Origin of the sequence: Aquabacterium sp. (genome assembly GCF_049274795.1) — a bacterium.
Lineage (GTDB): Bacteria > Pseudomonadota > Gammaproteobacteria > Burkholderiales > Burkholderiaceae_C > Aquabacterium.
Genome location: NZ_JBASTH010000001.1, coordinates 1 through 12,144 on the forward strand (window position 1 = coordinate 1; position 12,144 = coordinate 12,144).

Here is a 12,144-nt window from a genome sequence, read left to right on the forward strand (position 1 = left end):
GAAAAAGGGCAGCAAGATTGACCAGGTGCTGGAATCGATCGTGATCAAGCGCAAGGCGCCGCCCAAACAGCGCAGCAAACACCTGTGCGCAGACGCGGGATACCGTGGCAAGCCCGCTGCCAAGATCATTGCCGAGCATGGCTACATCACGCATGTGGTTGATCGGCGCAAAGAGACCGACAACAAGCGACGTGATCCGAAGAAGAAGGCGCGCCGCTGGGTTGTCGAGGTTTGACATAGTTGGTTCAATCGGTTCCGCAAGCTCCTCGTGCGATACGAGAAGTTCGAACGCAGTTTCCTTGCGCTCAACCATCTGGCTGCTGCCATCATTGCGTTCCGCAAAGTACCACTACGCGTAAATATAATTTACGGATAGATTCTTAGCAAGCCTGGCGAAGGCCTCGACCCGCCAGGCGATGCGGGCTTAGGCCGACTGCAACAACCCGTCAACCCCGTAGAGCTTGGCCAGTTCCATCAGGCGGGGCGGCAGGGACTGCACCGCGAAGGCCCGCCCCTTGGCGCGGGCCATGCGTTGGCACTCCAGCAACACGGCCAGCGCGCTGGAATCGAACTGCTGCAACCCGGAGCCATCGACCGTGAGCAGCACGGCATCCTGGCCGTGCGCGGCCGAGGCCTGGTCCAGCGTCTCGCGGAACAGGCGCAGGATGTCACGCACCTCGGCGTGCGTGAGAATGGCCGGCAGCATCAGCACGGTCGGACAGCCCCAGTGCGCATTACTCGCATCACTTCTTGCGGGCGGCCAGTTGCTTGTTGCGCTCGGCCAGCTTGGCGATCAGGCCATCGATGCCCGAGGCCGAGACCTCTTGCGAGAAGCTGCTCTGGTAGGTCTGCACCAGCCAGGCGCCCATCACGTTGACGTCGTAGATCTTCCAGCCGTCACCCGACTTCTCCAGGCGGTAGTCCAGCTGGATCGGATCACCCGAGCCCTTGACCTGGGTGCGCACCACCACGTCGGCGTCTTCCGGGCGCGAACGCATCGGCTTGACATCGACCGCCTGGTCGCGGATCTGGCTCACCGCACCGGCGTAGGTGTAGATCAGCAGGTTCTTGAACTCGTCCTGCAGACGGGTCTTCTGCTCGGCCGTGGCCTGGCGCCAGTTGCGCCCCACGGCCGAGGCCGTCATGCGCTGGAAGTTCACGTTCGGCAGGATCTTGCTGTCGACCAGGGTGACGACCTTGTGCACGTCGCCGGCCTGCAGGGTTTTGTCGCCGCGCACGGCACCCAGCACCTCGGCGCTGAGGTTCTTGATGAAGACATCAGCGGGCATGGCCGCCTTGGTAGTGGCAGCGGCCGGGGCAGCCGTCTGCTGCGCCTGGGCGGGGGCCACCATCAGCGCGCAGGCAGCCACGGCGGCCACCAGGCCGGCGATGAGGGGGGAACGCGCTGCGTGGAGGGCTTGTTGGTCAGTCATGTCTTGTCCTTTCTCGGCCTTGTGCGACATCGCGCGAAAGCAAGGCCTTGTTGTCTTAACGCGCGTCAGCGTCCGCACGCAGACCACGCAGCTCTTCTGCCGTAGGCATTGGCGCGCCAAAACCAGCCTTTTCAGACGAATTGGGGCGCGCACCGACACCCGCCGTGAACGCGCCATCGGCGGCGCCCACCTGGCGCGTCCAGGATGGCATGCTGGCAGCCAGCACCTGCCCCGCCAGGGACGAGGGCGTCAGGCTGGCGTCCAGATCGTCCAGCAAGGCCAGGTCACGGCGCCAGATCATCGCATCGGGTTCGACTTCCGGCAGCAACAGGCTTTGAGGCTTGGCGGGCGCCTCAGGTTCCGGCGACGTGTCGCCATCGTCGTACTGCACTCCGTCATCACCATCCTCATCAGGCGGATCACCGTTGTAGATCAGGCTGATGCGGCGCTGCAGGTAGGCATCGCGCAGGAAGGCATAACGGTCCAGGGCGATATCGCCCAGCAGGTTGGACGCATCGAGCAGTTGAGCTCGCGCATTGACCGCCGTGAGCACCCGCACGGGATTGGCATCGCGCGGCTCGAGGAACAGCCCGCTCGGCGAGAAATACCAGCTGCCCGGCAGATCGGCCACGTCACGCGTGCTGGAGGGCCCCAGGATGGGCAGCACCAGGTAGGCGCCCTGCGGCACGCCCCACACGGCCAGGGTCTGGCCGAAATCCTCGTTGTGGCGGTCCAGCCCCATTGGGCGAGCGATGTCGATGAAGCCAGCCAAGCCCAGCGTGGAGTTCAGACTGACGCGCAGGACCTCCTGGGCGGCATCCCCTGGGCGGCCCTGCAGCACCAGGTTGATGGCGGACCAGACATCCTTGATGTTGTTGACGAAGTTGCTGATGCCCGTGCGCATCAGCTTGGGCGTGACGTTCACGTAGCCCGTGGCGACCGGCTTGAGCACGGCTTTGTCCACCGCCTCGTTGAAGCTGAACACCTTGCGGTTGAAGGACTCCAGCGGATCCTTGTGCTGAGCTGTGGCACAGCCTTGCAGCGCCGCCACGCTCAGCACCAGGGCCGACAAGGCGCAAGCCCGGGCCACAGTACTCATCTGATTCATTTCTTCTCCCCCGGGGCATCGGAAGAAGCGCCATCAGCCGCCTTGCTGTACAGGAACTGGCTGATCAGGTTCTCCAGCACGATGGCCGACTGCGTTTGTTTGATGGCATCTCCCTGGGCGAGGTGGAGTTCGTCATAGCCCGGCTCCAAGCCAATGTACTGCTCGCCGAGCAGGCCGGCGGTCAGGATCTTCGCTGAGGTGTCTTTCGGAAATTCCACCCCCTTGTTGAGGGTGATGTCCACCTGAGCCTGGAAGGTCTTGGGGTCAAAGGAGATGGATTTCACACGGCCGACCACCACGCCGGCGCTTTTGACCGCGGCCTGGGGCTTGAGCCCGCCGATGTTGTCGAAACGAGCCGTGACGGTGACCCCGCTGTCGAACGAAAGGCTCAGCAGGTTGCCCGCCTTGAGGGCCAGGAACAGGATGGCTGCTGCACCCAGCAGCACGAAGAAACCCACCCAGACATCCACTTTTGAACGCGGCATTCGAAATCTCCAGACGCGGATGTATCGCTCAGAGCGAGAACATCATCGCGGTCAACACAAAATCAAGGCCCAGCACAGCCAGCGACGCCATCACCACGGTGCGGGTGGTGGCGCGCGACACCCCCTCGGGGGTGGGCTGGCACTCGTAGCCCTGCAGCAGCGCGATGAAGGTGACGGTGACCCCGAACACCACGCTCTTGAGCAAGCCATTGCCGACGTCCTTCCAGACATCGACCCCGTTCTGCATCTGCGACCAGAACGAGCCGGCATCTACACCGATCATCACGACGCCCACCAGGTAGCCGCCCAGGATGCCCACGGCCGAGAACACCGCTGCCAGCAGCGGCATGGCGATCACGCCGCCCCAGAAACGGGGGGCCAGCACGCGGCGCACCGGGTCCACCGCCATCATCTCCATGGCGGTCAGTTGCTCACCGGCCTTCATCAGGCCGATACCGGCCGTGAGCGAGGTGCCGGCGCGACCGGCGAACAGCAGCGCAGCCACCACGGGGCCCAGCTCACGCACCAGCGACAAGGCCACCATCAGGCCCAGGGCCTCGCTGGAGCCGTAGCGCTGCAGGATGTAGTAGCCCTGCAGGCCCAGCACGAAGCCCACGAACAGGCCGGACACCGTGATGATGGCCAGCGAATGGTTGCCCAGGAAGTGGATCTGGTCGGCCAGCAGGCGCGCACGACGTAACGTGGGGCCCAGCAGCGAGATCAGGCGCAGCAGCAGGCGCATGGCAAAGCCGATGTCGCCCAGCTTGGAGCGCACCTGGTAGCCCAGTTCAGCGGGATGCAGGTACTTCATTCAGCGTACTCCGAAATCCACACCGGCATCGACGGCCGGCTGGTGGAACTGCACGGGGCCGTCCGGGCGAGCATGCACGAACTGGCGCACCAGCGGATCCTCGCTGTTGCGCAACTCGACCGACGAGCCCTGCGCCACGATGCGGCCATTGGCCAGCAGCACCACGTGGTCGGCGATCAGGAAGGTCTCGTCCACATCGTGCGAGACCAGGATCGAGGTCAAGCCCATGGTGTCGTTCAGATCGCGGATCAGGCGCGCCGCAACGCCCATGGAAATCGGATCCAGGCCCGCGAACGGCTCGTCATACAGGACAAGCTCCGGGTCGAGCGCGATGGCACGGGCCAGGGCCACGCGCCGCGCCATGCCGCCGGACACCTCGCTGGGCATCAGGTCACGCGAGCCGCGCAGGCCCACGGCATTGAGCTTCATCAGCACCAGGTCACGGATGATGGACTCGGGCAGCTGGGTGTGCTCACGCAGCGGGAAGGCCACGTTCTCGAACACCGTGAGGTCGGTGAACAAGGCGCCCTGCTGGAACAGCATGCCCATGCGACGGCGCATGGCCATCGTGCCTTCGGGTGTCAGATTGGCCACGTTCTGGCCATCGAACAGCACCTCGCCGCTCAAGGCCAGCAACTGGCGGGTGATCAGGCGCAACACGGTGGTCTTGCCGCCACCGGACACACCCATCAGCGCCACCACCGCCCCACGGGGCACCACCAGATCGATGTCCCGCAGGATCACCCGATCACCGTAGCCGCAGGTCACCGAACGCAGTTCGATGAAGGCCTCGGGCTGGCGTGACGGCAGGACGGTGTCAGGCAGCTGAAATTGGGGTGGGGGCATGGCAAAGAAAAAGGGCTGGTGCCTCATCGACACCAGCCCGTCATCATATTGGAATCAGCGCTTGTCCGCTTTCTTTACGATGGATGCCTACAACATCACACTAAAGGGGGGAATTGACGCGATCTCCGAACGCCATACTCAACGCGGCAGCGTGGTCGAGCCCATCAGGAATTCGTCGATCGTGCGGGCGGCCTGACGGCCTTCGCGGATCGCCCAGACCACCAGCGATTGGCCACGGCGCATGTCGCCGGCGGCGAACACCTTGTCGACGTTGGTGGTGTAGCCGCCGATGAAATCGGTGCTGGCGCGGGCGTTGCCACGGTTGTCCTTGTCGACGCCGAAGCCGGTCAGGATAGTTTCCACCGGGTTGGTGAAGCCCATGGCCAGCAGCACCAGGTCGGCCTTGAGCGTCTGCTCGGAGCCGGCGACCTCTTCGAACTTGCCGTTCTTGAACTCGACGCGCACCGTCTTGACGGCGGCGACCTTGCCGTTTTCGCCGATGAATTCCTTCGTGGCGATGGCGAACTCGCGCTCGCAGCCCTCTTCGTGGCTGGACGAGGTGCGCAGCTTGTACGGCCAGTAGGGCCAGGTCAGTTCGCGGTTTTCCTGCTCGGGCGGCATGGGCATCAGCTCGAACTGGATCACGCTCTTGGCGCCATGGCGGTTGGAGGTGCCCACGCAGTCGGAGCCGGTGTCGCCGCCGCCGATCACGATCACGTTCTTGCCCGTGGCCATGATCTGGTCCTTGACCTTGCCGCCGGCGTTGACCTTGTTCTGCTGGGGCAGGAACTCCATCGCGAAATGGATGCCGGCCAGCTCACGGCCGGGCACGGGCAGGTCACGCGACTGCTCGGCGCCGCCGGTCAGCAGCACGGCGTCGAAGTCCTTCTTGAGCTGCTCTGGCGTGACCGTGGTGGTCGCCCAGTTGGTGACCTTGCTGGCAGCGCCCGTCTTGGGCAGCTCGCCGACGATGGTGTTGGTCTTGAAGACCACGCCTTCGGCTTCCATCTGCTTGGCACGCAGGTCGATGTGCGACTTGTCCATCTTGAAGTCCGGGATGCCGTAGCGCAGCAGGCCGCCCACGGTGTCGTTCTTCTCGAAGACGGTCACGTCATGGCCGACGCGGGCCAGTTGCTGGGCCGCAGCCAGGCCGGCAGGGCCGGCGCCGACGATGGCGATCTTCTTGCCGGTCTTGGCCTTAGGCAGTTGGGGCTTGACCCAGCCTTCGGCCCAGGCGCGGTCGATGATGGCGTGCTCGATGGACTTGATGCCCACCGCGTCGTCGTTGACGTTCAGCACGCAAGCCGCTTCACAGGGTGCCGGGCAAATGCGGCCGGTGAACTCGGGGAAGTTGTTGGTGCTGTGCAGCACGGTGATCGCGTTCTTCCAGTCGCCGGTGTACACCAGGTCGTTGAAGTCCGGGATGATGTTGTTGACCGGGCAGCCGTTGTTGCAGAAGGGCGTGCCGCAGTCCATGCAGCGCGCACCCTGGATCTTGGCCTGCTCGGCGTTCAGGCCGATGACGAATTCCTTGTAGTTCTTGACGCGCTTCTCGACGGACTCATAGCCCTCTTCCAGACGGTCGAACTCCAGAAAGCCGGTGACTTTTCCCATTTCAGTGAACTCCTAATCGTCGGGCTCAGGCCTTGGCCTTGCCGGACTTCGCCTTGTCATCGCCGCCCTTGTCACTCTTCGCCTTGGCGATGGTGGCAGAGGCTTCGGCCTTGGCGCCCATTTCGGTCAGGGCGCGACGGTATTCGTGCGGGAAGACCTTGACGAACTTGCCACGTGCGGTGGCCCAGTTGTCCAGGATCTCGCGAGCCCGCAGCGAGCCCGTCCAGCGGTGGTGGTCCTCGACCAGCTTCTTGAGCAGGGCCTCGTCGGCCTGGCCCTTGTGGGTCGGGATGCCAGCATCAGCCTGCTCGGCGGCGGTCAGCACCTTCTCCAGCGAGACCTGCGCCGTGTTCACGCGCTTGGCGAACAGGCCGTCTTCGTCGTAGACGTAGGCCAGGCCACCGGACATGCCGGCCGCGAAGTTACGGCCGGTCTTGCCCAGCACCACCACGGTGCCACCGGTCATGTATTCACAACCGTGGTCACCCGTGCCCTCGACCACTGCCGTGGCGCCCGAGAGGCGCACGCCGAAGCGCTCGCCACCCACGCCGCGGAAGAAAGCCTCACCCTCGGTGGCGCCGTACAGCACGGTGTTGCCCACGATGATGTTGTCGATGGCGTTGCCACGGAAGTCGATGCTCGGACGCACGACCACGCGGCCGCCGGACAGGCCCTTGCCGGTGTAGTCGTTGGCTTCACCGATCAGGTACAGCGTGATGCCCTTGGCCAGGAAGGCGCCGAACGATTGGCCGCCTGTGCCTTCCATCTGGATGAACACGGTCTGGTCAGGCAGGCCATCCGGATGGTGCTTGATCAGCTCGCCCGACAGCATGGCGCCGACGGTGCGGTTGACGTTGCGGGCCTGCTCCATGAACTGGACCTTCTCGCCGCGCTGGATGGCGGGCTGGGCCTTCTCGATCAGGCGCTGGTCCAGGGCCTTGTCCAGGCCGTGGTCCTGCGTGCTGACGTGCAGGCGCGGCACCTCGGCCGGGGCCGGCGGCAGCGCGAAGATGCGTTCGAAGTCCAGGCCACGGGCCTTCCAGTGCTCGATGCCCTTCTTGGTGTCCAGCAGGTCGGCACGGCCGATCAGGTCGTCGAACTTGCGGATGCCCAACTGCGCCATGATCAGGCGGGCTTCTTCAGCGACGAAGAAGAAGTAGTTCACCACGTGCTCGGGCTTGCCCGAGAACTTCTTGCGCAGCACCGGATCCTGCGTGGCCACGCCCACCGGGCAGGTGTTCAGGTGGCACTTGCGCATCATGATGCAGCCCTCGACCACCAGCGGTGCGGTGGCGAAGCCGAACTCGTCAGCGCCCAGCAGCGCGCCGATCACGACGTCGCGGCCGGTCTTCATCTGGCCGTCGGCCTGCACGCGCACACGGCCGCGCAGGCGGTTCAGCACCAGGGTCTGCTGCGTTTCAGCCAGGCCGAGCTCCCACGGCGTGCCGCAGTGCTTGATGGACGACCAGGGCGAGGCGCCCGTGCCGCCGTCATGGCCGGCGATCACGATGTGGTCGGCCTTGGCCTTGGCGACACCGGTAGCCACCGTGCCCACGCCCACTTCGGACACGAGCTTGACCGAGATGTCGGCCACCGGGTTCACGTTCTTCAGATCGTGGATCAACTGAGCCAGGTCTTCGATCGAGTAGATGTCATGGTGCGGCGGGGGCGAGATCAGGCCCACACCCGGCACCGAGTGGCGCAGCTTGCCGATGTACTCGGAGACCTTGCCACCAGGCAGTTGACCACCTTCACCGGGCTTGGCGCCCTGGGCCATCTTGATCTGGATCTGGTCAGCCGACACCAGGTACTCGGTGGTCACACCGAAGCGGCCGGATGCCACCTGCTTGATCTTCGAGCGCAGGCTGTCACCCTCTTGCATCTCGTAGTCGACCTCGACCACCTTGGCGCCGATCACATCGGACACCTTGGTGCCCTGCTTGATGGGGATGCCCTTGAGCTCGTTGCGGTAGCGGGCCTTGTCTTCGCCGCCTTCGCCGGTGTTGCTCTTGCCGCCGATGCGGTTCATGGCCAGGGCCAGCGTGCTGTGGGCTTCGGTGGAGATCGAGCCCAGCGACATGGCACCGGTGGCGAAACGCTTGACGATGTCCGCAGCCGATTCGACTTCCTCGACCGGGATGGCCTTGGCGGGGTCGATCTTGAACTCGAACAGGCCGCGCAGCGTCAGGTGACGGCGCGACTGGTCGTTGATCAGCTGGGCGTATTCCTTGTAGGTGTCGAACTTGCCCGAGCGCGTGCTGTGCTGCAGCTTCGCGATCGCGTCCGGCGACCACATGTGCTCTTCACCGCGGGTGCGCCAGGCGTACTCGCCGCCGGCGTCCAGCATGGATTCCAGCACAGGGTCATCACCGAAGGCGGCCTTGTGGTTGCGGATGGCTTCTTCAGCCACCTCGAACACGCCGATGCCGCCGACCTGCGTGGGAGTGCCACGGAAGTACTTGTCGATCAGCGGCTTGTTCAGGCCGATGGCCTCGAACAACTGCGCGCCGCAGTAGGACATGTACGTGCTCACGCCCATCTTGGACATGATCTTGGACAGCCCCTTGCCGATCGCCTTGATGTAGTGGTAGATGGCCTTGTCGGCCGACAGCTCGCCCGGCAGGTCCTTGGCCATCAGGGCCAGGGTTTCCATCGCCAGGTAGGGGTGCACGGCTTCGGCGCCGTAGCCGGCCAGCACGGCGAAGTGGTGCACTTCGCGGGCGGTGCCGGTCTCGACGACCAGGCCGGTGGAGGTGCGCAGGCCCTTGCGGACCAGGTGGTGGTGGATCGCCGACAGCGCCAGCAAGGCGGGGATCGCGATGTTGGCGCGGTCCATCTTGCGGTCGGTGATGATCAGGATGTTGTGGCCCGATTGCAGGGCCTCGACGGCCTCGGCGCACAACGATGCCAGACGCGCCTCGACACCCTCATGGCCCCAGGCGGCCGGGTAGGTGATGTCGACCTCGTAGGGCTTGAACTTGCCGCCGGTGTGCTTCTCGATGTTGCGCAGGCGCGCCATGTCGTCGAAGTCCAGCACGGGCTGGGAGACTTCGAGGCGCATCGGCGGGTTGACGGCGTTGATGTCCAGCAGGTTGGGCTTGGGGCCCACGAAGGACACCAGCGACATCACCACGGCTTCGCGGATCGGGTCGATGGGCGGGTTGGTGACCTGGGCGAACAGCTGCTTGAAGTAGTTGTACAGCGGCTTGTTCTTGTCGGAGAGCACGGCCAGGGGCGAGTCGTTGCCCATGGAGCCGGTGGCTTCTTCGCCGTTGGTGGCCATCGGGGCCATCAGGAACTTCAGGTCTTCTTGCGTGAAGCCGAAGGCCTGCTGGCGGTCAAGCAGCGATTCGGAGAACTCGCCGGCGGCGCCGGTGATGTCGATGGTGTCCAGCTTGATGCGGACGTTCTCGATCCACTGGCGGTAAGGCTTGCTGGAGGCGTACTGCGACTTGAGCTCTTCGTCCTCGATGATGCGGCCCTGCTCGAAGTCGATCAGGAACATCTTGCCCGGCTGCAGACGCCACTTCTTGACGATGGTGTTCTCGGGGATGGGCAGCACGCCGGATTCGGAGGCCAGCACCACGAGGTCGTCCTCGGTGATCAGGAAACGGGCGGGGCGCAGGCCGTTGCGATCCAGCGTGGCGCCGATCTGGCGGCCATCGGTGAACACCATGGCGGCGGGGCCGTCCCACGGCTCCATCATGGCGGCGTGGTACTCGTAGAAGGCGCGGCGGCGCTCGTCCATGGTGGTGTGCTGTTCCCAGGCTTCCGGGATCATCATCATCGCGGCCTGGGCCAGCGGGTAGCCGGACATGGTCAGCAGTTCGAGCGCGTTGTCGAACGTGGCCGTGTCGGACTGGCCGTCCATGCTGATGGGGTACAGCTTCTTCAGGTCATCGCCCAGCACGGGCGACTTCATCACGCCTTCGCGGGCGCGCATCCAGTTGAAGTTGCCCTTGACGGTGTTGATTTCGCCGTTGTGGGCCACCATGCGGTACGGGTGGGCCAGCGGCCATTCGGGGAAGGTGTTGGTCGAGAAGCGCTGGTGCACCAGGGCCAGGGCCGAGACGACGCGCTCGTCCTTCAGGTCGATGTAGTACTTGCCGACCTGGTCGGCCAGCAGCAGACCCTTGTAGATGATGGTGCGGCACGACATGCTGGGCACGTAGTACTCGCTGCCATGCGTCAGGTTCAGGCTGGAGATCTTGCTGGACGCCGTCTTGCGGATGACGTAGAGCTTGCGCTCGAGCGCGTCGGGCACGAGGATGTCCGGGCCACGGCCAATGAAGACCTGGCGGATGACCGGCTCTTTTTCGCGCACGGTGGGGGACATGGGCATGTCGCGGTCCACCGGCACGTCACGCCAGCCCAGCAGCACCTGGCCTTCGGCCTTGATGGCGCGCTCCATCTCCTGCTCACAGGCCTGGCGCGAGGCGCTTTCCTTGGGCAGGAAGATCATGCCGACGCCGTACTCGCCCGGCGGGGGCAGCTCGACGCCCTGCTTGGCCATCTCGGCACGGTAGAACTCGTCGGGGATCTGGATCAGCAGGCCCGCGCCGTCACCCATCAGCGGGTCGGCACCCACCGCGCCGCGGTGGTCGATGTTTTCCAGGATCTTCAGGCCCTGCTGCACAATGCTGTGTGCCTTCAGGCCTTTGATGTGGGCCACGAAGCCCACGCCGCACGCATCGTGCTCGGCGTTGGCGTACATGCCGAGATCGGCTGCAGCCTTGATTTCTTGGGGCGTGGCTGCAAGGGAAGCAGCAGAGGGGAACGGGGTTCCCGAAGTCGCCTGAGTCATAGGGGCGCTCCAGTGATAGTGGAGGGAAAACAACAAGGGGGAGTCCGAGGATACATCGGGTTGCCCCTCGATTCAAGGTTTATCAAAAAGGGTCTGACCCCAATTTTTAGGCCTCACGAAAAAACCACGCGAAAAATAAGGGACACATCAACCAATACGACGATGTTGTCCGCCCCCTTCATGCGCCAGCGTCCTGGGCCTGCGCCACTATTTTGCGAGGCCGGCCGCGCGGCTGGGGCACCACCCGGCGCCCGGACTGCCCCTGCAGCTTGGCCAGGAAACCCGCATCCCCGAGTGCCCAGCCGGTGTGCGCCGCCTCGGCCAGGCTGGACACCAACTGCGCGCCCTGCCCTTCTTCCAGCCTGCGCTTCCAAGCCGCCTCCCGGTCGAAGGGCGTGTTGCCCAGCGTCCAGAAGATGGCGTGGTCCTGCACCAGCGGATCCGTGCGTTGCCCCAGGTGATGCGCCAAGCTGCTGGGCACGGCCTGGCTGCTGCTGACAGGCGCGTCCACCAGCCCCATGCGCCAAGGCGCCAGTTCAATGAAGGCCATCGCTTCTAGCAAGTAGCGGGCCGGCTCCAGCACAGTGGCGCGGTAGCGGCCAGCCCAGAGCCCGCCTTGCCGGCCGTGGCGGCGGTTGAAGCCGGCCACGTAGCGACGCCCCACGGCCTGCATGAAGGGGCTGAGCGCCCCTGCCTGGCTGGGCGTGGCCAGCAACAGGAAGCGGTCGGGCAGCAAGGCATAGGCATGCACCGTGACGCCATGGGCACGGGCAGCCTCGCGCAAGGCGGCATGCAGGGCCTGGCCGTCTTGCGCATCCACGGCCAGCACCTGACCAGGCAGCACGGCCTGGACCACCAGGTGGGGCAGTGAAGGGAACTCCAGTCGGGGCAGGCGGGCCATCGCATGATTGTGTCAAACCTGCAGCCACCCTCCAAACGTGCGGTTCGCGCCCCCTCATTTGCGGGGAACCCCTTGGGCTTGCAGGGCTAGCCCCGATGGCTGGAGGACGACTGTCTCGTAACCTCCACCCCGTGAACGTTAG

At 64.9% G+C, this 12,144-nt stretch carries 9 protein-coding genes and 1 pseudogene; 1 reads left to right on the top strand and 9 read right to left on the bottom strand.

Going from position 1 to position 12,144, the window contains the following annotated elements; genetic code table 11:
* Window positions 1-376 (top strand): annotated as a pseudogene (locus WAQ08_RS00005) (transposase); the annotation flags it as partial.
* A 48-nt stretch (window positions 377-424) separates the two neighbouring features.
* Here the strand turns inward: WAQ08_RS00005 and WAQ08_RS00010 are convergent.
* The 9 genes from WAQ08_RS00010 to WAQ08_RS00050 all read right to left on the bottom strand — a co-directional run bounded on the left by WAQ08_RS00010 (window position 425) and on the right by WAQ08_RS00050 (window position 12,002).
* The gene (locus tag WAQ08_RS00010) at window positions 425-712 is read right to left on the bottom strand and encodes an STAS domain-containing protein (RefSeq protein ID WP_422188589.1); all 288 of its coding nucleotides are present in this window, start codon (window positions 710-712) and stop codon (window positions 425-427) included.
* Between the two features lie 31 nt (window positions 713-743).
* Window positions 744-1,433: an MlaC/ttg2D family ABC transporter substrate-binding protein gene (locus tag WAQ08_RS00015; protein ID WP_422188590.1), complete on the bottom strand. Its 690-nt coding sequence runs from the start codon at window positions 1,431-1,433 to the stop codon at window positions 744-746.
* A gap of 55 nt (window positions 1,434-1,488) precedes the next feature.
* A complete protein-coding gene (locus WAQ08_RS00020; RefSeq protein WP_422188591.1) occupies window positions 1,489-2,532 on the bottom strand; it encodes an MlaA family lipoprotein in 1,044 nt (347 codons plus the stop codon).
* 5 nt (window positions 2,533-2,537) lie between these two features.
* Window positions 2,538-3,026, bottom strand: coding sequence for an outer membrane lipid asymmetry maintenance protein MlaD (mlaD, locus tag WAQ08_RS00025; protein ID WP_422188592.1), 489 nt, complete (start codon window positions 3,024-3,026; stop codon window positions 2,538-2,540).
* A gap of 28 nt (window positions 3,027-3,054) precedes the next feature.
* On the bottom strand, window positions 3,055-3,837 hold the full coding sequence (gene mlaE, locus WAQ08_RS00030) for a lipid asymmetry maintenance ABC transporter permease subunit MlaE (protein ID WP_422188593.1): 783 nt from the start codon (window positions 3,835-3,837) through the stop codon (window positions 3,055-3,057).
* On the bottom strand, window positions 3,838-4,683 hold the full coding sequence (locus tag WAQ08_RS00035; RefSeq protein ID WP_422188594.1) for an ABC transporter ATP-binding protein: 846 nt from the start codon (window positions 4,681-4,683) through the stop codon (window positions 3,838-3,840).
* 138 nt (window positions 4,684-4,821) lie between these two features.
* Window positions 4,822-6,297 (bottom strand): glutamate synthase subunit beta, encoded by a 1,476-nt coding sequence (locus WAQ08_RS00040; protein WP_422188595.1) that lies wholly within the window; start codon window positions 6,295-6,297, stop codon window positions 4,822-4,824.
* A 25-nt stretch (window positions 6,298-6,322) separates the two neighbouring features.
* Window positions 6,323-11,011, bottom strand: a complete 4,689-nt coding sequence (locus WAQ08_RS00045) for a glutamate synthase-related protein (RefSeq protein ID WP_422188596.1) — start codon at window positions 11,009-11,011, stop codon at window positions 6,323-6,325.
* Between the two features lie 268 nt (window positions 11,012-11,279).
* Window positions 11,280-12,002, bottom strand: a complete 723-nt coding sequence (locus tag WAQ08_RS00050; RefSeq protein ID WP_422188597.1) for a transposase — start codon at window positions 12,000-12,002, stop codon at window positions 11,280-11,282.
* Window positions 12,003-12,144: the final 142 nt, after the last annotated feature.